Consider the following 23,124-nt stretch of genomic DNA (forward strand, 5'->3'; position numbering starts at 1 on the left):
CTAGCTAGCCTTCCGGGCTTTTATCCACCGGTTTACCTGCGCTTCGAGCATATCGAGCGGCACAGCGCCCTGTCCCAGCACGACATCGTGAAACGCGCGCAGGTCGAACTTGTCGCCCAGTTCGCGGGTCGCCTTGCTGCGTAGTTCGCGAATTTTCAACTCGCCCATTTTATAGGCCAAAGCCTGACCGGGCCAACTGATATATCGGTTCACTTCGGCCTCGATATTGGCCTCGCTGAGCGCGGTATTGTCGGTCATGAAGTCGATTGCCCGCTGCTTGCTCCAGCCCTTGCTGTGGATGCCTGTATCGACGACTAGTCGGCATGCGCGCCACATTTCGTATGAAAGCCGCCCCATGTTCTTGGCCGGCGTATCATACAGCTCCATCTCGATACCGAGCCGCTCCGAATAGAGTCCCCAGCCTTCGACAAAGGCGGTGAAAAACGCGCCATGTTTGCGGAAGTCCGGCATATCGAGTTCCTGTTGCAACGCGATCTGCTGATGATGGCCGGGCACCGCTTCGTGAACGCTCAGCGCGGGAATTTCCCAGAAGGGGCGCTGGTCGAGCTTCGATGTGTTGACATAATAGAAGCCGGCAATGCCGACATCCGGCGAGCCGGGATTATAATATGCGGTGGTCGTGCCTTCCGCGGTCTCGGCCGGGATTTCCTTGATGCCATAAGGCAGGCGCGCCAGCTTGCCGATGATCGAAGGCATTTTCCCGTCGATGATCTTGTTCACCCGGGCGACCTTTTCCATCAGCTCTTCCGGTGTTTTTGCGTAATATTGCGGGTCGGTGCGGAGATGCTCGATAAACGCCTCGCGCGTTTCGTAACCGGCCTCCTTGGCAACTTCGACCATTTCGTTCCGGATCCGCGCCACCTCGCTGAGGCCGATATTGTGGATCTGGTCGGCAGTCTTGGTGGTCGTCGTCATCTGGCGGATACGGAAATCATAATATTTCGCGCCGCCGGGCTGGGCCGAGACGCCGGGAGCCTTGGCACAGTTCGGGGCATAGTCTTTTACATACCAGTCGAGATGCTTTTTCACCGCGGGGGTTATGACGCTGGTGATGGTACCCGCAGCTTCTGCCGCCAGCTTGTCGAACGTTGCTTCGTCTATCGTCTCTGGCCGCTTGCGTGTGAATGGCTGATAGAAACGCGATTGTTTGGCATCATCGGTGAGCAGACCGGAAATGCTGGTTTCATAGCCTTCCATCGACACGCATGGCTGAACATAGCCGCCTGCCAGTGCCTTGTTGGCGACCGTGATGGATTGATCGTTCACATGCGCATATTGCTTCAGCCGGTTGACATAGGTCTGGTAATCCTGCGCGTTGCGGAACGGCAGATTGTTTTGCATGCTGGCAAAACTCTGGTGCCAGCCGCCGCGATTGGTGAAATTGATGGTACGCTGGCCAAAGCTGTTCGCCTCAATCTGTTCGGCGAGCGTCCGGCGCAATATGCCATAGTTGGTTTTGTCGTCTTCGCTCAGCGCTGCTGCGTCGATTGCATCCAGTTTCGCCAGCCAGGTCTTTGCTTTTGCCACGCGGCTGTCTTCGGCTTCGAGACTGGCATCGCTGACCCGGCCAACCGGATCGTCGACCCCAAGAGAAGAAGCAAATTCGGGATATTGTTCCAGCTGATAGGACCAATAGTCATCAATGACCGAATGTAACGCGGTTGCTTCCCGGTTAGTCTCCATCTGGGCATAGACGGGTGGACTGACCAGCATCGCTAGCGGTGCCAGCATGGCTAAACTCGTTCTACGCATCATATTCTCCCTCAACATATTTTATAATATCTCTGGCAACTATCGTGAATGATCGGAGCTTTTAGTCAAGCATGATTTTGACGGGCGACTATCCGGGCGCGCAAATCCATGGCGCTTTGCAAGGGAATATCGACGATCCGGAGCGGCGCGGTCGTCGAGCCGCCGGCGATACCGATGGTGACCGTAGCCAAATCCAGCGGATGGTCGAGCGGCGACTGGCTGACATCAACGCTCTGCACCTTCCGGAGCAGGAGGATGGTCAGCTTGCGGCGCCACCAGCCGGACCGGACATATAATTGCCTGTCTGCAAGGGCATATTGATGATGGCGCCAATTGAGGATCAGGATCAGGACGATCGGGATGGCAAGCAGGAGTATCGCCCAATAGCCGCTATGAATGAAATGCCCTGCACCGAGGGCAGCAACCGTCAGCGCCAGCGAGACGATGAGCGCGCGACGCCACCAGAAGGCAGGATTGACGGTCTGAAAATCGAGATCGGGCGAGGCCGGCCTGATGGCGCATTCGAAAAGGATCGGCTCGATCTCGGACAGTTTCGCACAGGGGGCCGCGCTATGGTCGGTCTCGCCGCTGGCATCGCCTGCCAGTGATGTGAATTTGAGATGATACCAGCCGAAATATTCGCGGACCGGACCGCTCTGCAATATCGCGGCCTGAACCCGGTGGATCGGCATCACCATGTCGGTCAGGGTGAACAGCCCGCGCCGCCGCCGGAATCCCGGTTGTCCGCTATCGACCCGGTCCAGCCGGAAAGCATGTTCTCGGACGAATGTCCGGACGATGCCGCTGACAAAGCCTATCGTGATCAGCGACAGGATCGCGAATAGCGCCCAGCCCATCCGGACGGTCGAACTCAGCCCGTTGATCGTCTCCTGTTCCGGCAGGGCATCGATCCAGGTGCGGGGATCGAAAAAGCCGTCGGGCAGCAGGAAATCCAGATTCTGGGCCAGCGCACCGAGAATGGCGAGCAGGACGAAAGAGAAGTTGAACAGTCCGGCGATGAAGATACGCCGGTTGTCCATCGCAAATATTGGTGGAGTTTCTGTTGTGACGGGCCGGGCGTCTGCTGCGGCATCAGCAGCGATCACACCCGCTTGATAATCCCGTATTGTGTCGCGTAGTGCCTCCGCATCGGTGCGCGACAGCGCGTCTAGCTTGCCGTCTTCGCCAGCACCAGAACCGGTTTCCAGCGCCACTGTGGCAAGCCCGAGCAAGCGGCTGACAAGCTTTTGTTCGAGGCTGACATCCTGAATCCGGTCAAACGGGATCGAGCGGTTGTTGCGGTTGAGCAGGCCGCTCTTGATGCGGATTTCCCGGTCTGTCACCTGATAGGTGAAGCGGGACCAGATCAGCGTCGTGACCCCGACAACCAGCGTGACCAGCGCCAGTGCGGCGAGCGCGGTATAAGCGATATTCTGGTCGAACAGACTGAAATGGAGCACGAGGATCGCGACGATATTCCGGCTGAGCATCGACAATGATTTCAGAATGATGCTGAGCGGGTGCAGCCGCCGGAAGGCGGCGTCCGGAGCCAGCGATGGAGCTTCTTCTTCGCTCATATCATGTCTTGGCGGATATGGCCCTTGATCGTCTCGCGCATCGTTTCGGCATCGGCAGTGGCAAGGCCGGGCAGGGTGACGATGCTGTTGTGGGTCCCGGCCGTGTGCACGATCAGGGTCGAAAGGCCGAATAGTCGCTGCAACGGGCCCTGCGCGACGTCGATATGCTGAATCCGGTTGAACGGGACGATCGTGTCGGTTCGCCAGAGGAAACCGCGGAGCACCCGCAATTGCTCGTCGCCCATGTCATAGCCCCAGCGGCGATAGATGCGGTGGGGCAGGACGACAACCTGAAGAGCAACAAATATTGCCACCGGGACAAGGATCATGCCGGGCCGGGTACCCAATTGCATGTGGAGCAGAATCTCGCCGGCCACTGCTACAGCCAGCAGGACCAGCGAACGAATGATCATGTTGACCCGGATCAGGTTTTTCTGCGGCGGGTGCAGCGGCGTAAGGCCTTGATTATAGGTGCTTTGCAAGTCCGGCTCCACAGCCGAATATTGATCGGAAATGGAAGATTTGGAAGCATCTTTTGTCATGGTTCAGCTATGGCGAAACTGTGTTATCAAGGCAAGACGGATCGCGCCCGACTTCCCGCGTCGCAGAGCTATCGCGCCAGAGCGGTCTCGGCCTGTTCGATCAGGGATTTGATAATTTCGGCCACGGATTCTTCGGCTTTGACCATGCCGACCGACTGTCCGGCCATGACACTTCCATGTTCGATATCGCCATCTATGACCGCTTTTCGTAACGCACCTGCCCAAAAATGTTCAATTTGTAACTGTGCTTCACCCATTTCGATCTCGCCCGAATCCAACAGCTTGGCGACCTCGATCTGCTTGCGGGTAAATTCTTCCGTGCCCTTGTTCTTCAGAGCGCGAACCGGGATCACCGGCAGACGGGGATCGACCTGGACGCTGGTGATCGCATCGCGGGCGTTGCCGCGGATGAACGCTTTCTTGAAATCGGGGTGGGCGATCGATTCATGGGCGCAGACAAAGCGGGTGCCGAGCTGGACGCCGCTGGCGCCCATTTCGAGATAGGCGGCGATCATCTCTCCGGTACCAATGCCACCGGCGACGAAGACGGGAAGCTGGCTGGCAATCTCCGGCAATATTTCCTGTGCGAGCACCGACGTCGAGACCGGACCGATATGGCCGCCGGCCTCCATGCCTTCGATGACAATCGCGTCGACGCCCGAGCGGACGAATTTTTTGGCGAGCGCCATCGCGGGGGCAAAGCAGATCACCTTCGCGCCGGTTTCCTTGATCGCTTCGAGACTGCCCTTGGGTGGCAGGCCGCCAGCGAGAACAACATGGGTCACCGCATGTTTGCCGCAGACGGCAATCAGCGCCATCAGATCGGGATGCATGGTGATCAGGTTGACCCCGAACGGCTTGTCGGTGCGTTTTTTCGTTTCGGCAATTTCAGTGTCGAGCAAGTCGGGCGTCATCGCGCCGCAGGCTATCACGCCAAAGCCGCCGGCGTTGGAAATCGCGCTGACCAGATTGCGCTCCGATACCCAGGACATCGCCCCGCACATGATCGCGGTTTCGCAGCCGAGAAAATCGGTGCCGCGCTGCATGAGATGCTGGAGTTTTGATTGGGTCATTCAGTTTCTTTCTAAAGCCCTCTTCCGTTCAGGTGAGAGGGTTGGGGGCGGAGGCCGTCCATTATGGCTCCCCCTCCCTTAGTCCCACCCCTGAAGGCGAGGGAAAATAATCAGGCAGCCTCGTCCGCATCGAGCCCGTAAGCCGTGTGCAGAACCCGCAGCGCCAGTTCGGTATAATCTTCCTCGATCAGCACGCTGACCTTGATTTCCGATGTGGTGATCGCCTGGATATTGACGCCGCGATCGGCCAGCGCCTTGAACATCGTCGAAGCCACGCCCGCGTGGCTTTTCATGCCCACGCCCACGACCGATATTTTGGCGACATTGGTGTCGGGGATCAGGCGGTTGAAGCCGATCTTTTCCTTCGCGCCTTCCAGCACCTGCGTGGCGCGGTCAAGATCGACGCTGGGCACGGTGAAGGTCACGTCGGTTTCGCCTTTTTCGCGGCCGACATTCTGGATGATCATGTCGACATTGATCGCGGCATCGGCGAGCGGCGCGAAAATATCGGCAACCGCGCCGGGCTTGTCGGGCACGCGGGTCAGGGTGATCTTGGCTTCATTCTTGTCATGGGCGATGCCGGTGATCAGCTTCCGTTCCATATCGTCTATCTCCATTTCGTCTTCGCCGACGATCATCGTGCCGGGCAGGTCGTCGGCGGTCCTGTTGCTATTTTCATCGGTGAAGGACGAGAGCACCTGGATGCGCACGCCTTCTTTCATCGCCAGCCCGACCGAGCGGGTTTGCAAAACTTTCGCGCCGACGCTGGCCAGTTCGAGCATTTCCTCGAACGTGACTTTATTCAGCTTTTGCGCCCGCGTCACGATGCGCGGATCGCTGGTATAGACGCCATCGACATCGGTGTAGATATCGCAGCGATCGGCCTTGACCGCTGCTGCCACGGCAACTGCGCTGGTATCGGACCCGCCGCGCCCCAATGTCGTGATCCGGCCCTCTGCGCTCAGGCCCTGAAAGCCGGGAATCACCGCGATTTCTCCGCTTTGCATGGCTGCGGTCAGCGCTGTTGCATCAATCGAATCAATCCGTGCCTTGCTATGCGCCTCGATCGTACGGATCGGCATCTGCCAGCCCAGCCAGCTGCGCGCCTTTGCGCCCAGAGATTGCAATGCCACGGCAAGCAAACCCGCGGTAACCTGTTCACCGGACGCGACGACCACGTCATATTCTGCCGGATCATAGAGCGAACTGGATTCGCGGCAGAAATTGACCAAGCGGTCGGTATCTCCCGCCATGGCGGATACGACCACTGCAACCTCATGACCGGCGTCGGACTGCTGCTTGACGATCTGCGCCACCCGGCGGATGCGTTCGATTCCGGCCATCGAGGTGCCGCCAAATTTCATCACTATGCGTGCCATGCTGCTGTCGGTAAAACTTTCGATAAAAAGGGCCTGAACAGGATTGAAAAGCCTGATAAAGAGGCAGCATGACAAAGGCAAGTAGCACAATCAAACCCGACGAAGCCGCGCATTTTGGCGCACTGGCAGCGGAATGGTGGGACCCCAAGGGGTCATCGGCCATGCTGCACCGTCTGAATCCGGTCCGGCTCGCTTATATACGGGATGCGATTGACCTGCATTTTCACGCGGACTCCAGCCTGTTGAAGCCGCTTGTCGGGAAAAAGGCGCTCGATGTCGGTTGCGGCGCCGGCCTGCTTTGCGAACCGCTGGCAAGGCTGGGCGCAAAGGTGACTGGTCTTGATGCGGCGCCGGAAAATATCGCCGCGGCGCGGGCGCATGCCGAGCCGCAGGGACTGGACATCGACTATCGCAACGAGGCAATCGAGAATTTCGGCGGCAAGGACCATGATCTGGTGACCTCGCTGGAGGTCCTCGAACATGTCGATGACCCGCAGGGATTCGTTGACGGTCTCGCGGGTTCGCTGGCTGAGGACGGCCTGATGATCATCTCGACTCCCAATCGCACGGCATTGTCGAAGCTGTTGCTGGTCGAGCTGGCCGAGCGGACCGGACAAATCCCGCGCGGAACCCATCACCACGAGCAATTTATCACGCCCGAAGAGCTGGAGAAATTGCTGAACAACGCCGGTCTCGAAGTCATTGATACCACCGGTCTTTCCTACAGTCCGGCCAAGGGTTTTTCCCTGTCCGACAATCTGTCACTCAACTATCTGATGACTGTCGTCAAAGCCTCATGACCATTGTCCGGCCCTATGCGATTGGCGACAAGAATGCCTGCCTTGCGCTGTTTGACAGCAATGTCCCGGATTTCTTCGATCCGACAGAGCGGGACTTATTTGTCGATTTTCTCGACCAGCCGAAAGGTCATTATTTCTGCATCGAGAAGGCCAGCCGGATTGTCGGTTGCGGCGGCTTTGCCAGAGAAGACCGGGGGCAGGCGCGCTTCACCTGGGGCATGGTCGATCAGGCGCATCACGGCGATGGTCTGGGACGGCTGCTGACCGAGCATCGGCTGCAGGAAATTATCAGGTCCGGCGATTATAAAGAAGCCGACCTGTCGACCACGCCCAGAGTCGCTCCTTTTTTCGCTAAATTCGGATTTGTCGAAACCGGTCGCGAAAAAGACGGGTTCGCGCCCGGCATGGACAAGGTGTTGATGATCAAGCAGCTTTAGCTATCGCATATGCTCGCGCGTCAGAAATCGACTTTTTCATAATGTGGCGGCGGGGCAATCACTTCCATCCGTTCGGACAATAAAGGCCGGAACGAAGGCCGCGATTTGAACATCGCGTACCACGCTTTGGTCTGTTCGTGCCCGGCCCAGTCGATCGCGCCGAGATAGTCGGCTACGGAAATCTGTGCTGCTGCGGCAAGATCGGCGAGGCTCATCGTCGCCCCGGCGAGCCAGCTGCGGTGGTCGATCAGATAGTCGATATAGTCGAGATGGGAATTTGCGCGGCGCATCGCTTCGCGCAAAATCTTGGCATCGGGCGGTTCGCGCCGGACCAGTCTTTTGTGCATCCGTTCATGCATCATCGGTGCGGTCACATCACCGTAAAATTGCTCATCGAACCAGGCGACCAGACGCCGGATCTCGGCCCGGTTGATCGCCGTGCCATTGATCATCGGGACTTTCTCGACCGTTTCCTCGATATATTCGCAAATCGCCACGCTATCGATGAGTTGAATATCGCGCTCGCTATGCTTCATGACCGGAGTCCGGCCAGTCGGGTTCATTGCCAGAAAATCGTCGCGCTGATCCCAGGGCGATTCGCGGACAAGCTCATAGCCAACCGACTTCTCGCCCAGCAGTAAGCGGACTTTACGGGAAAACGGACATAAGGGGAATTGGTACAACTGCCACATGGGTTCGTGTTAGTCGCGAACAGGGGTTTGTGGAAGAGCTTTGATGTCCGATTTCGACATTGTTCTGGGGTCGGGTTCGGGCAGCATTATTCCGACGCATCCATGCGCCGTTTCATCCGATTACCGATAGCCTGTAGTTGTGGAAGCAGCGCGCCAAATTCCGAGGCGATGATTCCCATCATCGCGGTGCCGCGGCGCATCTCCGCTTGCGCATCGCGGTCAAAATCCAGGTCATCGCGCCGGGCCAGATCGCCCAGCGTGGCATCGGGACTGATCGCGGAAAAACCGTCATCGCCGCGCATATCTTCCGGCATCGCCTTGTCCATAGCCTGCGCAAATTGGCCAATCGGCAGGTCCATCATCGCCATCATGAAGCCCGACATCATCGAAACCATATCGTCCTGAAAGGCCGGATCATTGAGCCGTTCGACCATTTCGGAATCCGGTTGATAGTCCTGTGCTTGAGCCGGGTTGGCCAATGTCAGGGCAGCAGCGAAAACAGGAAGGGTAAAATGGCGCACGGGCGTTCTCCATCGGATGATTGTCGATGGCCTGTGGATAGCGTGGAGGGGGTGAGTCGAAGCTGAACCCCCCGATGGCACAGGGTAAACAGTTGTAACAGCGGGAAAGCCTAGTCCGGCTTATAGACGGCCAGCCGGTTGCCGGCCGGATCAAGACATTCGAATCGCCGGCCGCCGGGATAGGCAAAAATCTCTTTGACGATTTCGCCATTGGCCGCTTTGACCTGCGCCAGCGATGCTTCGAGATCGTCGGTCTCGAGCGTCGGCATCGGAACAACCGGTTCCGCTCCTGCGGCAATGCCGATCTGCACCGGCCCGCCTTCGATGGCGGCATAGTCCGGACCATAATCGGTAAAGGCAAAGCCGAAGGCCTGTTCATAAAAAGCCTTGCTGGCGGGCAGGTTGCGGGCTTTCATTTCGAGATAATTGGGAGTGATCTTGGTCATGGTATTTCCTCTCCGATTCGGTCAGGCAAGAATAAGGCGACGAAGAGATCAAAACAAGAACATTGTCCGACATCCTCCGCGACAGCTTTCTGGCTCAATATGTTCGCCGGGCCTTCCAGCTCATGGATTCACTCCGCGGCTTCCATCACCTCTTTATCCGATAAAGGATGCGCGATCCGGCTGACCATTTCCTTCGGGCAGACCTGCCAGAAGCGGTCCCGCCAGCGATCCCAATCGCGCAGGATCGATTCGGACCATTTGCTGTCGGTGGTCTTTTGATGGCGCTCGATTAGCGAATGCAGATGGCTTTCCCAATAAGCGCTGTCGAGGCGTTGCCAGATGATGCTTTCGCTATTGGCCATTTTCCCGAAATTGTCCTCGGTGTCGAGAATGAAAGCCATGCCGCCGGTCATGCCGGCACCGAAATTGCTGCCGACCGGGCCCAATATGACGGCATTGCCGCCGGTCATATATTCGCAGCCATTGGCTCCGCAGCCCTCGACCACGACATCCGCGCCGCTGTTGCGCACGGCGAACCGCTCGCCCGCCTGTCCGGCTGCGTAGAGCTGTCCGGCGGTCGCGCCATAGAGCACGGTATTACCGATGATCGTATTCTCCTGGCTGATCAGCGGCGAGCTGACCATCGGGCGGACGACGATCTTGCCGCCGCACAGGCCCTTGCCGACATAGTCATTGGCGTCGCCGAACACTTCCAGCGTGATCCCCTGACAGAGGAACGCGCCGAGCGACTGGCCGGCGGAACCGCGCAGGCGAATGTGGACATGATCCTCGTTTAACGTGCTCATGCCATATTTGGCGGTGATTTCGGCGGAGAAACGTGTGCCGACGGCGCGGTGGGTGTTGCGGACCGTATAGGTCAACTGCATTTTCTCGCGCCGTTCGAATACCGGCTTGGCGTCGTCGATCATTTCCGCGTCGAGACTGTCCGGCACTTCGTTGCGCGGCGTGTCGATGTTGAAGCTGCGCTGGTCATCCCTCGCATCGACCTTGGCGAGGATCGGATTGAGATCGAGGTCGTCGAGATGCTCCGCGCCGCGGCTGACCTGTCGCAGAAGTTCGGTCCGTCCGATGATTTCACCAAGCGAACGATAGCCGAGTCGTGCCAGTATCTCGCGCACTTCCTCGGCCATATAGGTCATCAGATTGATCACTTTTTCCGGCGTGCCGGTGAATTTTGCACGCAATTTCTCATCCTGCACGCAGACGCCGACCGGGCAGGTGTTGCTGTGGCACTGGCGGACCATGATGCAGCCCATGGCAACGAGGCTGAGCGTACCGATGCCATATTCCTCGGCGCCGAGAATAGCGGCGATAACGATGTCGCGGCCGGTCTTCAGGCCGCCGTCGGTGCGCAATTTTACCCTATGGCGCAGGCCGTTGAGGGTGAGCACCTGATTGGCTTCCGACAGTCCCATCTCCCAAGGCGTGCCGGCAAATTTGATCGAGGTTTGCGGCGATGCGCCGGTGCCGCCGGTGTTGCCGGAGATCAGGATGACATCGGCATGGGCTTTGGCCACACCAGCGGCGATCGTGCCGATACCGGCCGAGGAAACCAGCTTGACGCAGACCTGCGCGCGCGGATTGATCTGTTTGAGGTCGTAGATCAGCTGGGCGAGATCCTCGATCGAGTAAATATCGTGATGCGGCGGCGGCGAGATCAGGGTGACCCCGGGCGTCGAATGGCGCAGCTTGGCGATGAATTCGGTGACCTTGAAACCGGGCAGCTGGCCGCCTTCACCGGGCTTGGCGCCCTGGGCGACCTTGATCTCGATCTCTTCGCAGGCGCCGAGATATTCCGATGTCACGCCAAAGCGGCCAGAGGCGACCTGCTTGATCGGGCTCGAGGCATTGTCGCCATTTTCATAGGGCTTGTAGCGGCGCTTTTCCTCGCCGCCTTCGCCGGACACGGATTTCGCGCCGATCCGGTTCATCGCGATCGCCAGCGTCTCGTGTGCCTCAGGACTGAGCGCGCCGAGCGACATGCCCGGCGTGTTGAAGCGCTTGCGGACTTCGGTGATCGCCTCGACCTCGTCGATCGGCACCGGCACCGGCGCATAGTTGAACTCCATCAGATCGCGCAGATAGATCGGCTCCATCTCGCGCACGGCTTGCGAAAATTGCAGGTAGGATGAGTAGCTGTCATGCGCGACCGCCGATTGCAGCAGGTGCATCATATGCGCGCCATAAGCATGGGCTTCGCCGCCATCGCGCTGCTTGTAGAAACCGCCGACCGGCAGGCGCACCACTGCAGGCTCAAAGGCTGCCTCGTGCTTTTCCTGGGCGTTGATGAACAAAGACGCATAGCCTTCGCCGGATATCTTGGTCGGCATGCCGGGGAACAGGTCGTTGCACAATGCGCGCGACAGGCCGACGGCTTCGAAATTATAGCCGCCGCGATAGCTGGAAATAACCGCGATGCCCATTTTCGACAGGATCTTGAGCAAGCCTTCGTCGACCGCTTTCTTGTGGCGTTGTAGACATTCGTCAAAACTCAGATCGCCGAACAGGCCGCGGGCGTGCCGGTCGGCAATTGCCGCTTCCGCCATATAGGCGTTGACCGTGGTCGCGCCGACCCCGATCAGCACGGCATAGCAATGGGTGTCGAGACATTCCGCCGCCCGGACGTTGATCGATGCGTAGGAGCGCAGCCCCTTGCGGACCAGATGCGTGTGCACCGCTGCGGTTGCAATCACCATAGAGATGGCCATCCGGTCTTCGTCAATATCCTCGTCAGTGAGGAATATTTCGGTCTTGCCGGCGCGCACCGCCTGTTCGGCTTCGGTCCGGATCCGGGCCAGTGCGTCGCGCAGTTCAATGGCCGCGCCGCTGGTGCTCAACGTACAGTCGATCTGTGCCACCGCGTCGCCAAAGCCGAGCTTCAGCCGCTCCCATAGCGCGCAGCTGAGCACCGGACTTTCCAGCACCATCACGTCCTCGTTCTGGCTGTCCTGCTCGAGGATATTTGCCAGATTGGAAAAGCGCGTGCGCAGGCTCATCACGTGGCGTTCGCGCAGGCTGTCGATCGGCGGGTTGGTGACCTGTGAAAAATTCTGCTTGAAAAAATGGCTGATCTGCCGCGGCTTGACGCTGATCACCGCAAGCGGAGTATCATCGCCCATCGAGCCGATTGCTTCCTTGGCATCCTCGACCATCGGAGCGAGGATCATTTCCATATCCTCCAGCGTATGGCCGGCAGCGGTCTGGCGGCGGATCAGCTCTTCCCTGGAATAGCTCATGCTGGAATTTTCGGGTGCCGGCGGCAAGTCGTTTACCGTCTGGAAGCCCTTGACCAGATCGGCATAGGGTTCTTCCGACGCAATCCGGTCCTTGAGTTCACGATCCTTGAACAGGACGCCTTCGTCGAGATCGACCGCGATCATCTGGCCGGGGCCGAGCCGGCCTTTCTCGATGACCTGGCTTTCAGGGACCACCACCATGCCGGATTCAGAGCCGATGATCAGCAGATTGTCGGCGGTGATCGAGTAGCGCAGCGGCCGAAGCGCATTGCGGTCAACCCCGGCGACCGCCCAGTGGCCATCGGTCATCGCCAGCGCGGCAGGACCATCCCAAGGCTCCATCACACTGGCCATATATTCGTACATCGCCTGATGGGCGGGATCGATATCGGGGTTGTTCTGCCAGGCTTCGGGTACCAGCATGATCTTCGCGGTCGGCGCGTCGCGGCCGGAGCGGCAGATGGTCTCGAACACCGCGTCCAGCGCGGCCGTGTCGGAGGAGCCGGCCGGGATCACCGGTTTGATATCCTCGCTATGGTCGCCAAAGGCGAGGCTCGCCATCTTGATCTCGTGGCTCTTCATCCAGTTCTTGTTGCCGCGGATCGTGTTGATTTCGCCATTATGGGCAAGGCAGCGGAACGGCTGGGCCAGCCACCATTGCGGGAATGTATTGGTCGAATAGCGCTGGTGGAATATCGCCACCCGGCTTTCGAACCGGTCATCCAGCAGGTCGGGATAGAAGACCGACAGCGATTCAGCGAGAAACAGGCCCTTGTAGATGATCGAGCGGCAGGACAGGCTGCAGATGTAGAAATCCTGAATCTGCGCGGCGATCACCTTCTTCTCGATCCTGCGCCGGATGAGATAGAGATTCTTCTCGAATTCGCGCGCGTCCTGCCGGTCCGGCATTGGTCCGGCGATCATGATCTGCTCGATTTCGGGGCGGGTGTTCTGTGCTTTCGGTCCGATCACCGACACATCCACCGGCACCTGACGCCAGCCATAGATCGTATAGCCGGATTCGATGATTTCCGCCTCGACAATGGTGCGGCAGCTTTCCTGAGCGTTGAGATCGGTGCGCGGCAGGAAGATCATGCCGACGGCCAGCCGGTTCGGGCGGACCTTGTGACCGCTGTCGGCAATCGCATCGTCAAAAAAGCGCTCGGGCAGATCGACGTGCAGGCCCGCGCCGTCACCAGTCATGCCATCCGCGTCGACCGCGCCCCGGTGCCAGACCGCCTTCAGCGCATCAATGGCGGAGGAAACGACGCGCCGCGACGGCTTGCCGTCGGTCGCCGCGACCAGGCCGACACCGCAGGCATCAGTCTCGAATTCCGGCCGGTACATGCCTTCGCGAGCGAGCCGTTCATGCTCGGGGGTAGGGTAATGGTGGGTCATCTATATTCTCTCTTCAGCTGGATCGCGGCGCTTATTTGCGTCTGGTCCAGTCCTTCATTCGCTTAAATCCAGGCCGCTGAATTCTTCCATCGCCTTGAGCATGACATTCTCCAGTTCGACATCATGATCCGGATTCTCTTCGTTGGTCCATGCGGCTTCTATGACTTGTGTTCTCGGTTTCAGGGCCTCGATCTTGGCAAAAGCCGATGTTCCGGAAAAGCGCATCATGATTGCCTTGTCTTCCAACGCCATGGCAGATGCTGATCTTGCCGCGCTGTCGGCACCAATGGTCTGGAGGTCCTCACTGCTTATCTGGCTTTCGGCATCGGCCAACGCATCATCGATGATTTTCGAGATATCCATGTTCGATTCCATCTGGGCGTTGATCCGCGAAAAAGCAGGACTGGAGAACCATTTGGTTGCAACGGCTATTTCCTCTGCTGTCATTCCTTCGGCAAAAACTGTCGCAAGATCTTCAATCAGCGCCGGCATCGTCTCCTCTGTCTGGCGCACGGCAACCGGCAAAGCCGCATCGACCATCGCAACCGCGATGCCGGGAAACTCCTGTTCCAGTTCCTGAAAATCCGCGTCTTGCTGGATGCCATTCAGCAGCTGTTCGCGCATCGAATTTTTGATTGTCGAACTGAGCGCTACTCCGCCAACCGAGAGGCTGGTCATATGATAGGCGGCGTCGAAATGGGACGATGGATCGGAGACTGTTTCCATGGTGCCGGTCTGTTCGCTGACCGGGTCAACGGGAGCGGATTGGGAAAATGCAATCTGTCCCGGCCCGAACGGAAGTGACAGCAAGACAAAATATAGAAAATACCGGGCCATCGTTACGCGGCCTCCGCGCTATCCGGATCGGCATGGACGTCCAGTTCTTCGTCCTCGCCTGTTGTTACAGGCGGAAGATGTTTGGTGGCGTCCTCCACCTTCTTCATGATATCCGGCATGGCCTGCATCATTTCAGGCACCATGCTCATCATCGATTGCATCATTTCCGGATCGACAAAGACCATCATATAGTCGCGAGCAAATATACTGCCGGTGTCGGTTGCGAAAAAGGCGTTCATCTCGGCGAGCTGCCCGACGGTAAACTTGCGGGCGTAGATTTTGGTCAGCGCGGTACGAATTTCCGGTTCCATCGCGGTCATCAGTTTGACCATCTCGTCCATCATCACTCTGGTCGAGATTTTCATTCGTTCTTCAAAATGCGGATCTTTTTCTTTCATCAGCTCATTGAACGAGGTGTCGCCCATGTCATCGAGCTCTTCATCCTCGATGCCATAGCCTTGCAGGGTCTCTGCCACCGGACGTTCAAACATCTGGCCCATGATACTATCCATGATCTGGTCCATCGTGCCCTTCATCATCCGTTCGTAGGTGCCGAGCGGGAACAGATGGTCGACAGTGGTCCGGGCAGCGGCAAGGCGAGCGGGGGCAATCGCCGTATTTTCCAGATTGCCCGCTGTTGTGGTTATATCTTGTGCCACCGCAGGAACGCTCAAGGCCAGCGCCAGGGTGCTCGCGAAAGTTACAAATAATGTCTTCATGATCATACTCCGTTTGCGGTCTATGCCGCGACCTTTTCGGCCAATTTTTTATGTTTCAGAAACCGGTGCATATGCTCGGTCACATCGCGCCCGTCCCTGATTCCCCAGACGACCAGACTGGCACCGCGGACAATGTCTCCGGCGGCGAACACGCCTTCCATATTGGTCATCATCGACTTGTGGTCTACCCGCAACGTGCCCCAGCGCGTAACCGAGAGGTCCGGGCAATCAAACAGATTGGGCAGATCTTCGGCGTCAAAGCCGAGTGCCTTGATTACCAGATCAGCATCCACGGTAAAATCGCTGTCCGGTTCGATCTCGGGTGAGCGGCGGCCGCTGGCATCGGGTGCGCCTAGCCGCATTCTGTTCGCTCTGACCGCTGTCACATGTCCGGTGCCTTCGATCGCCTTGGGAGCGGACAGCCAGACAAATTTGACGCCTTCTTCTTCGGCATTGCGGACTTCATTCTGCGAACCCGGCATATTGGCGCGGTCGCGACGATAGAGACATTTGACCGATTTCGCGCCCTGACGGATCGACGTCCGGACGCAATCCATTGCGGTGTCGCCGCCGCCGATGACGACGACATTCTTGCCCTTGGCATTATAGCGGCCCCCGCCTGAGTCAGGACCGAACTCCGGAACATCGTCGCCAAAGCTCTTGCGATTGGAGGCGATCAGGAAATCGAGCGCTTCCTCGACCCCGGGTGCGCCGACGCCCGGCAGCTTGATCTCGCGCGCCTTGTAGACACCGGTCGCGACCAGGATGGCATCATGCTTGTCACGCAATTCTTCCAGCGTCGCGTCGCGTCCCACTTCGAAGCTTTCGTGGAAGTTGATTCCGCCGTCCTTGAGCCGCTGGACCCGGCGCATGATCACTTCTTTCTCAAGCTTGAAGCCGGGAATGCCGTACGTCAGCAATCCGCCGGCGCGGTCGTGGCGGTCATAGACATGCACGTCGTAACCGGCGACCCGCAAATATTCGGCGGCGGTCAGGCCGGCTGGTCCGGCACCGATGATGCCGATCGACTGGCCTTTGGATCGTCCGGGCTGCAGCGGTTCGACCCAGCCTTCTTCCCAGGCGGTGTCGGTGATATATTTTTCCACCGCGCCGATGGTGACCGCGCCATGACCGGAGAATTCGATCACGCAATTGCCTTCGCACAATCGGTCCTGCGGGCAGATGCGGCCACAGATTTCCGGCATGGTCGAGGTCAGGTTCGACATTTCATAAGCTTCGCGCAAGCGGCCTTCGGCGGTCAGGCGGAGCCAGTCGGGGATATGATTGTGCAGCGGGCAATGGACTGAACAATAAGGCACGCCGCATTGCGAGCAACGGGCTGCCTGTTCCGCCGCCTTGTCTGGGGCATAGCGGTCGGCAATTTCCTGAAAATCTTCCGCGCGCAGATCGGGGTTGCGCTTTTCCGGATAGGCCTGGCCCTCCTCGACAAATCTCAGCATTTTCAACTTCTGCGGGCTTTTTGCCATGCCAGATACTCGTTTCCCGTAATATATGATTATAATCAGCGGCCGTTCCCGGCGGCTATGGCAGATGGAATAACCAAAAAAGCGGCGGGAGTCACGCATATTTTAATATATAGGACAGCTTCTATGTCCTATATATATGTTTGACGTAGCCAGCTGACTGTTATGCCTTGACTACAAGTACCTATTGGTATCGTATCGGCCCTATATTTTCCTCACGACAACCGCTTGGCGAAACGCTATTGCGCGTCAAACCAATATACGGCCAAGCCAACATACGGAACGTCCATGACCTTCATTCAAATGCTGCTCCTCGCAATCGTGCAGGGCGTTACCGAATTTCTCCCGATCTCCTCTTCGGGTCATCTGATCCTCTTGCCCGTGTTCACCGGCTTTGCCGATCAGGGGCCGATGATCGACATTGCCGTACATGTCGGTTCGCTGCTCGCGATCATCACCTATTTTTTCAAAGATGTCTGGTCGCTGGGCCGGGGCGGCCTCGCAACCATCGGCATCGGCCAGGCGCCAGCCGAACGGCGGCTGTTCTGGTGGATCATCATCGGCACGATTCCCGCCGTCATCGTCGGCCTGTTCCTGAAGACCGGCGGCTATCTCGACGGCTTTCGCAGCACCACATTGGTCGGCGTCAATCTGATCGTCTACGGTATCTTGCTCGGGATCGCCGACCGGTTCGGACGGCAGGTCAAATCCTTCGAGGATCTGACGCTGAAGGACGGCATCATCGTCGGACTGGCGCAAGCCATGGCTCTCATCCCCGGTACCAGCCGTTCGGGTGTGACCATGACCGCTGCCCGTTTCCTCGGCTACACTAGGGTCGAGGCGGCGCGCTTTTCGTTCCTGCTCTCGATACCGGCGGTGGCTGGTGCCGGCGTGCTGATCATTCCCGATCTGATGGGGGCCAGCACCGAATTGCTCAAGGAAGCGCTGATCACCGGCGTGCTGACCTTTATCGCAGCACTGGCGACCATGACCTTCCTGATGCAATTTCTGCGCAAGGCGTCGATGATGGTCTTCGTTATCTACCGCGTCGCGATGGGTATCGCCTTACTCGCTCTTTTCTAGCGGCTCAGCTTGCCTTGGCGCGCGCGCCGAAGCGGCCGTGGTCGGTATATTTTTCCATCCAGCCATTTGCCACCGCAGCGAGCGGGGTCGGTGCGACGCCAAAGGCGCTCAGGCCCTTGGCCGCCGGTGCCACGACATTGTCTTTCTGCAGCATCTTATATTGATCCGACGTGATCGGTGAGCCGGGGAGCATCGCCAATATTCTGGCAGCGAAATCCGGTACGTCGACAAAAGTCCGCTCGCGCCCCGTCATCCTAGCTATCCGCCGGTTGAGATCGCCCATGCTGATCGCTTCCGGACCGCCCAGCTCAAAGGTTTGTCCGGCGTAAAGCTCGGGCTGGCCGAACGCCTCGGCGACGACATCGGCGACATCGCCGACAAAGACCGGCTGGAATTTGGTCGCGCTGCCGATGACCGGCACGACCGGCAACATCGCAATCATCGCGGCAAAACGGTTGATGAATTCATCCTCGCGGCCAAAGACAATCGAAGGTCGCAATATGATGGCGTCGGGAAAGGCTTTCAAAACCGCCTGCTCGCCTTCGCCCTTGCTGCGGCCGTAGCGTGACGGCGATTCGGTGTCGGCGCCAATCGCGGACAGGTGGAGCAAAGTGCGACAGCCCGCTTTCGCCGCGGCCTCGGCGACATTGCGCGCGCCCTCGACATGGATGCGGGTAAAATCGCCGTTCAGGACACCGACCAGATTGACCACGGCATCGCAGCCCTGGACCGCGCGGGCGACGCTGTCCGGCTTGGTGATGTCGGCGCTGGCAAATTGCGTCTGGCCGAGATTGCCCAGCGGCTTGATATGCATGGCATTCTTGATATTGCGCTCGGCTATCCGCAGCCGCGCACCGCGCGCCAGCAAGGCCTGCGCGACATAGCGGCCTAAAAAGCCGCCGCCGCCAAATATGCAAATCAATCGTCCATCAAGATCCATGTTCATCTTCCACTCGTGCCTTGGTTTCTGCGTTGCCTCTGCCCCAGCCGCGCGGTTGACGCAACAACGATTCCCCGCTCGGCATAGCATAATATGGGTCCCGCCACACCGGTTCGACAGCCGCCACGCACCGCCGACCCCCCGGGATCGCGCTTTTGCCGATATGAATCATTGACAGCAGAACCATCAAGCGGCTAATCGCCCGCCTCTATCAGGCGGCATGAAGATGATTGCCACCTGCATGGGCCCAGATGGCGGAATTGGTAGACGCGCATGCTTCAGGTGCATGTATTCGCAAGGATGTGGAGGTTCGAGTCCTCTTCTGGGCACCAGCCACTTTTAAGTGATTGAATAGCTTGATAAACCCCTGAAATCTAGGCATTAGATGCGACTGGTTGCTACAAATGTAGCAAGGAAAAACAAGCAATGTGTACCTATCTTCATGGACCTCGACAGGGCGGAATGTATTATTTCCGCCGGGGCATTCCTGCGCCACTTCGCAGCATAATCGGGAAGCGGGAGTTTTTGATTAGCTTGGGTGTAAAAGATCGCGAGCAGGCCAAGCGTATGATCCCGCAGTATACGACAGAGACACAGGCGATATTGGATGCAGCGGCTTCTCACGGCCCAGACACGGCCCCTTCACCGATGAGGGCAGCAGCTGATTTCGCCCTATGGCAAAACAAACAAGAAGCGGCAGAGTACCAATATCAACATTCCATGGAGCAAGAAGAGGCCGCGATAGCTCGTGAACCTCTTGTTTCGGCATTGGAGCAGAAGCTCAAACTGTCGGTGGATAAGCTTTCGCCAGAGGAGCAGGCCGCAAAAGACATAATCGACAATCTAAAGTTTGAACTCAAGCTATCTCAAGAAAAGCGGATGCCTGAGAGAGCGGGCGGTGAGCGGCCTGAGAACTCTAGTAACGCCAAAGGCCAGTTAAAGCAGAGCGGTGCGGCTGGCCCAGTGAGTAGCGCGCAGACGTCCATCTCAGCAATGTACGAGGGCTATGCTACACAACCGGGCTTGCGTGAGGCAACCGTTCGCCAATTTCGTTCAATCATAAATCACCTAATCAACTTTCTTGGGCACGATATAGCCAATCAGGTCAGCTCAGATGATCTAATTCGATGGCGGCAATTCTTGCAGAAGGAAGCAGCTGTCAAGGGCAAGCCTAGAAGCGCACAAACGATAAACAATAGCTATCTTGCTGCGGCTAGCGTTACGTTCGATTACGGTTTCAATGAGCGGCTAATACCAAAGAACCCGGTGGCCTTGGTCGGCAAGGTGCGAGCGGAAAAGAAGATAAGGCTTAGAAGTCCCGATTTCACGAAGGCCGAGCGTAAGGCAATATTATCAGCGTCCCTAAGCATAGATGCCGGTAGGCGAAGCGCCCAGCTCGTAGGGGCTTTACGTTGGGTGCCGTGGCTTTGCGCTTATACCGGTGCACGTGTTAATGAGATGACCCAATTGAGACGCGAAGACATCACCAAGATAGATGACGTCTGGGCAGTAGAGATAACACCGGTGGCTGGAGATGTTAAAACAGACGAGGCGCGACTGGTTCCAATCCACGAACATCTAATCGAGCAAGGGTTTCTTGAGTATATTGATGCTTGTCCCGAGGGCCCTTTGTTTTACGACCCCGACAAATCTGGAGTTGGACTACAGCGCGGTCAATACAAACGCGTAGGTATGCGACTGGCAGAGTGGGTCAGAGGCTTAGGCATAGGACAGGTTGGTGATCGATCACTGCAACCCAATCATGCTTGGCGGCATACGTTCAAGACCATTTGCCTTGAGGCCGGTATCGAAGAGCGAGCGATGGACTACATGCAAGGCCACGCGTCGAGGGGCGTGGGTCGAACCTACGGTAGCAATACCCTGCCAATGTTGCAGGTGCAATTGGCCAAGTTCCCTAGGTTTGAACTAGGATAGCAGACACCGCCCGAGTTAGTGCTTAGTCATAGACCTGCTGCGTGTAAGATTTCCGATGGCTTGGCGTCGAGTGCAGCTGCTATGCGAGCTATATTCAACATGGTGACGTTGCGTTCGCCGCGTTCGATTTTGCCCATGTGAGATCGGTCAATGCCAGCGGCGTCTGCGAGCGCCTCTTGGGACAGACCCAACGCCTTTCTCTTTGCCCGAATAGCCCCGCCAAGGGCTTTCAGAAGCTGTCCGTGATCAGTTTGTCCAGATACCCTTGCCATGCCCTCACAAGTCGCTCATAGGGCCTTATAAGACCACGGTATTTAAGACCCATTTAAGGAAGCGAGTATATGGCTGATTTCATGATCTCACTAGCTTTGGGCGGACTGTTATTCTGGTTGGTGAGGTGGCTTATTTTTAGGAAACCATTTCCGTATCCGTTATCTATTGCCGAGCAACGAAGCCTAGGTAAAATACTAACGAAACTGTCTGATGGGTTTGAGGCAATTGAGCGCACAAGGGACACTCAATATATTGGAATGCGTGGAAGCATTGATGGGCTACCGGCTAAAACCATAGCCGACCTAGAGGCTAGCGTGCTCGCACTGGGCGAGTTTAGTCCGGAAGTCGTAACCTATGTCACACTAGGACATATGAGAACGTCCACGACATTGGGTAGGGAGATCAGAGCACAAGCACAATCTCGGTTGCTTGAGATGCTAAACCGAGAAGGCTTAGCCGTACCGGCCGAAGTGTTTGCCTAACGTGCGGTAATTAGTCGATCTATCCGGCGCTAACGCCAGCCTGCCCAATTGAGCGCCGCGTTAAAGTCCGAGTGCTTGTTCCTAAGCGCCCAGACAACTTGGGGTTCATATGTGTTTAAGTCTTCTGTCACATAGCCGTCAGGAAAAGTTACCCATAGCCGCCCGGTGGGATACTGGCGCAACGTGAACTCGCCAAACTGCCTTTCTAGAAATTCGTCCGCCGCTGCCGCTTTTTCCCTCGCCAGCAAGTCGAGATGGCCAGCACGGCTGCGTTTTTTGATTGGCGAAATGCCCGCCTTCATCCGCTCGAAGTTATCCTTTCCCCTACTTAGGTGGCAGGTATAGCAAGAACGGTCTCTAACCCGTCTGCGAAAGCTCAAACACGTCGGGCAAGGCTCCCCTATGCGGATGTATTCGGACACGCCTGCCATGAAAGCCGCAAAGCGCCGGGGGTCTGCGACACGTTCCTCCAAGGCCGCTCTATATGCAAGGTCCTTTTGGCATATATCGAATTGGCGTCTGTCCAACTTACCGGCACGGGGCTGACGATGGTGGGGGATAAAGCGCGGATCGTATCTAAGCATCTGACGGCTTTCCAGGCTTTACTGCTGTGCAGGTGATAAGTAAAACGTGCCCCATGTAAAAGCCTAGCGGGGGCAGGCAAAACGATAGACGCAGGCATTTTGTCAAGATTATCTCCTATTCTATAAATAGAATAATAAATGAGATTATGCCGCCTTCGGTGAGCCGGTAAAAAGTGTTGCTAGGGTTGCGACCTTGATTTTACCTCCAGCTGTGGTGATACGACCATCGGACCCTATCTTGAGAACTCTTCCATCGATTATCACTTCAGCATCGGTGAAGGTTACTTTTGCATCATAAGATCGTGAAGTGCCTGCTATTTCGGCCCTCTGCCCTTTGTCCATCGCGCGGAGAGCCATCTTAAGTTGCGAAGCCGTCACCCTGTCTGGCAGTGAGAGAGGCTTGCCGTGTTCTGTTAGCGTAGATTGAACTTGACTAAGCTGCTTAGCACTAAGGGGTTTTGTCATAACCCCGATGCCGATAGGAAAGTGAAGGAACGACTTTTGTAGCCAAGCTACAAGCTCCTCATTAGTTTTTTGTCGGAAGCCGTAGTTCGCGATAAGATTGCAAGCTAACTGCGCGATTGCCTCACCGTATCCGTTGGGTGGTTTCCTAGAAACATTGCCCTTGTTCGATAGAAGTAAACCTGCCCTGTCTGGTTGCTCTGCTAGATATCGTTCCCCCGCTTCTCTTGTAACACGGTTTAGCTCTGCCTGAACTTGCCGCACTCGTTTTGCAGCTGGCGGGATATCATGCATCCCAATCTCCCGAAACTCGATATAACATTATAAGTGGGCCATGGCAGTCGGTTGTTTATGTCGCAAGCGAAAGCGATGGCAGGAATGTCGGGATCGATGAATTGCTAAATATACCGCTTAAGACAGATGCCGTGCG

At 57.3% G+C, this 23,124-nt stretch carries 21 protein-coding genes and 1 tRNA gene; 6 read left to right on the plus strand and 16 right to left on the minus strand.

Annotated features, from left to right (window positions below):
* From AAC060_RS02210 to AAC060_RS02230, 5 genes are all read right to left on the minus strand, one after another.
* Window positions 1–1,776 carry a DUF885 domain-containing protein gene (locus tag AAC060_RS02210; RefSeq protein WP_339822428.1) on the minus strand — a complete coding sequence of 592 codons (1,776 nt, stop codon included), beginning with the start codon at window positions 1,774–1,776 and terminating at the stop codon, window positions 1–3.
* A gap of 62 nt (window positions 1,777–1,838) precedes the next feature.
* Window positions 1,839–3,350 (minus strand): PH domain-containing protein, encoded by a 1,512-nt coding sequence (locus tag AAC060_RS02215; RefSeq protein WP_339822431.1) that lies wholly within the window; start codon window positions 3,348–3,350, stop codon window positions 1,839–1,841.
* Complete coding sequence (locus tag AAC060_RS02220; RefSeq protein ID WP_339822434.1) at window positions 3,347–3,892, minus strand: PH domain-containing protein; 546 nt, start codon at window positions 3,890–3,892, stop codon at window positions 3,347–3,349. The genes AAC060_RS02215 and AAC060_RS02220 overlap by 4 nt, the downstream gene beginning before the upstream one ends.
* A gap of 68 nt (window positions 3,893–3,960) precedes the next feature.
* Window positions 3,961–4,965 carry a nitronate monooxygenase gene (locus AAC060_RS02225; protein ID WP_339822436.1) on the minus strand — a complete coding sequence of 335 codons (1,005 nt, stop codon included), beginning with the start codon at window positions 4,963–4,965 and terminating at the stop codon, window positions 3,961–3,963.
* 110 nt (window positions 4,966–5,075) lie between these two features.
* Window positions 5,076–6,344: an aspartate kinase gene (locus AAC060_RS02230; RefSeq protein ID WP_339822439.1), complete on the minus strand. Its 1,269-nt coding sequence runs from the start codon at window positions 6,342–6,344 to the stop codon at window positions 5,076–5,078.
* Between the two features lie 68 nt (window positions 6,345–6,412).
* Here AAC060_RS02230 and ubiG point away from each other — a divergent pair, with 68 nt between their 5' ends.
* The gene (gene ubiG, locus AAC060_RS02235) at window positions 6,413–7,144 is read left to right on the plus strand and encodes a bifunctional 2-polyprenyl-6-hydroxyphenol methylase/3-demethylubiquinol 3-O-methyltransferase UbiG (RefSeq protein WP_339822442.1); all 732 of its coding nucleotides are present in this window, start codon (window positions 6,413–6,415) and stop codon (window positions 7,142–7,144) included.
* The gene (locus tag AAC060_RS02240; protein ID WP_339822444.1) at window positions 7,141–7,581 is read left to right on the plus strand and encodes a GNAT family N-acetyltransferase; all 441 of its coding nucleotides are present in this window, start codon (window positions 7,141–7,143) and stop codon (window positions 7,579–7,581) included. Before ubiG ends, AAC060_RS02240 begins: the two co-directional genes overlap by 4 nt.
* A gap of 20 nt (window positions 7,582–7,601) precedes the next feature.
* On the opposite strand, the gene AAC060_RS02245 is transcribed toward AAC060_RS02240, so the two are convergent.
* The 7 genes from AAC060_RS02245 to AAC060_RS02275 form a co-directional block, all read right to left on the minus strand.
* Window positions 7,602–8,273, minus strand: coding sequence for a glutathione S-transferase family protein (locus tag AAC060_RS02245; protein ID WP_339822447.1), 672 nt, complete (start codon window positions 8,271–8,273; stop codon window positions 7,602–7,604).
* 86 nt (window positions 8,274–8,359) lie between these two features.
* Entirely contained in the window at window positions 8,360–8,794 is a 435-nt protein-coding gene (locus AAC060_RS02250; RefSeq protein ID WP_339822450.1) for a hypothetical protein, read from the minus strand.
* A 110-nt stretch (window positions 8,795–8,904) separates the two neighbouring features.
* The gene (locus AAC060_RS02255; protein ID WP_339822453.1) at window positions 8,905–9,240 is read right to left on the minus strand and encodes a VOC family protein; all 336 of its coding nucleotides are present in this window, start codon (window positions 9,238–9,240) and stop codon (window positions 8,905–8,907) included.
* Between the two features lie 128 nt (window positions 9,241–9,368).
* Window positions 9,369–13,895: a glutamate synthase large subunit gene (gene gltB, locus AAC060_RS02260; RefSeq protein WP_339822456.1), complete on the minus strand. Its 4,527-nt coding sequence runs from the start codon at window positions 13,893–13,895 to the stop codon at window positions 9,369–9,371.
* Between the two features lie 54 nt (window positions 13,896–13,949).
* Entirely contained in the window at window positions 13,950–14,732 is a 783-nt protein-coding gene (locus AAC060_RS02265; protein ID WP_339822458.1) for a hypothetical protein, read from the minus strand.
* Window positions 14,733–14,734: 2 nt separating this feature from the next.
* Window positions 14,735–15,451 (minus strand): DUF2059 domain-containing protein, encoded by a 717-nt coding sequence (locus tag AAC060_RS02270; RefSeq protein ID WP_339822460.1) that lies wholly within the window; start codon window positions 15,449–15,451, stop codon window positions 14,735–14,737.
* A 20-nt stretch (window positions 15,452–15,471) separates the two neighbouring features.
* Window positions 15,472–16,938 carry an NAD(P)-dependent oxidoreductase gene (locus tag AAC060_RS02275; RefSeq protein WP_339822462.1) on the minus strand — a complete coding sequence of 489 codons (1,467 nt, stop codon included), beginning with the start codon at window positions 16,936–16,938 and terminating at the stop codon, window positions 15,472–15,474.
* A 285-nt stretch (window positions 16,939–17,223) separates the two neighbouring features.
* Here AAC060_RS02275 and AAC060_RS02280 point away from each other — a divergent pair, with 285 nt between their 5' ends.
* Window positions 17,224–18,018, plus strand: coding sequence for an undecaprenyl-diphosphate phosphatase (locus AAC060_RS02280; protein WP_339822465.1), 795 nt, complete (start codon window positions 17,224–17,226; stop codon window positions 18,016–18,018).
* 4 nt (window positions 18,019–18,022) lie between these two features.
* On the opposite strand, the gene AAC060_RS02285 is transcribed toward AAC060_RS02280, so the two are convergent.
* Window positions 18,023–18,964 (minus strand): complex I NDUFA9 subunit family protein, encoded by a 942-nt coding sequence (locus tag AAC060_RS02285; protein WP_339822468.1) that lies wholly within the window; start codon window positions 18,962–18,964, stop codon window positions 18,023–18,025.
* A 239-nt stretch (window positions 18,965–19,203) separates the two neighbouring features.
* Between AAC060_RS02285 and AAC060_RS02290 the strand changes: the two genes are divergently transcribed.
* Window positions 19,204–19,290, plus strand: a tRNA-Leu gene (locus AAC060_RS02290).
* 94 nt (window positions 19,291–19,384) lie between these two features.
* Entirely contained in the window at window positions 19,385–20,893 is a 1,509-nt protein-coding gene (locus AAC060_RS02295) for a site-specific integrase (RefSeq protein WP_339822472.1), read from the plus strand.
* Window positions 20,894–20,919: 26 nt separating this feature from the next.
* On the opposite strand, the gene AAC060_RS02300 is transcribed toward AAC060_RS02295, so the two are convergent.
* On the minus strand, window positions 20,920–21,165 hold the full coding sequence (locus tag AAC060_RS02300; RefSeq protein ID WP_339822475.1) for a helix-turn-helix transcriptional regulator: 246 nt from the start codon (window positions 21,163–21,165) through the stop codon (window positions 20,920–20,922).
* A gap of 69 nt (window positions 21,166–21,234) precedes the next feature.
* On the opposite strand from AAC060_RS02300, the gene AAC060_RS02305 reads away from it, so the two are divergent.
* The gene (locus tag AAC060_RS02305; RefSeq protein ID WP_339822478.1) at window positions 21,235–21,648 is read left to right on the plus strand and encodes a hypothetical protein; all 414 of its coding nucleotides are present in this window, start codon (window positions 21,235–21,237) and stop codon (window positions 21,646–21,648) included.
* A 29-nt stretch (window positions 21,649–21,677) separates the two neighbouring features.
* On the opposite strand, the gene AAC060_RS02310 is transcribed toward AAC060_RS02305, so the two are convergent.
* Window positions 21,678–21,950, minus strand: coding sequence for a hypothetical protein (locus tag AAC060_RS02310; protein ID WP_339822481.1), 273 nt, complete (start codon window positions 21,948–21,950; stop codon window positions 21,678–21,680).
* Window positions 21,951–22,376: 426 nt separating this feature from the next.
* Window positions 22,377–22,988, minus strand: coding sequence for a hypothetical protein (locus tag AAC060_RS02315; RefSeq protein WP_339822484.1), 612 nt, complete (start codon window positions 22,986–22,988; stop codon window positions 22,377–22,379).
* Between the last annotated feature and the right edge of the window lie 136 nt (window positions 22,989–23,124).

Origin of the sequence: uncultured Parasphingorhabdus sp., assembly GCF_963975555.1 — a bacterium.
In the GTDB taxonomy this organism is placed as follows: domain Bacteria; phylum Pseudomonadota; class Alphaproteobacteria; order Sphingomonadales; family Sphingomonadaceae; genus Parasphingorhabdus.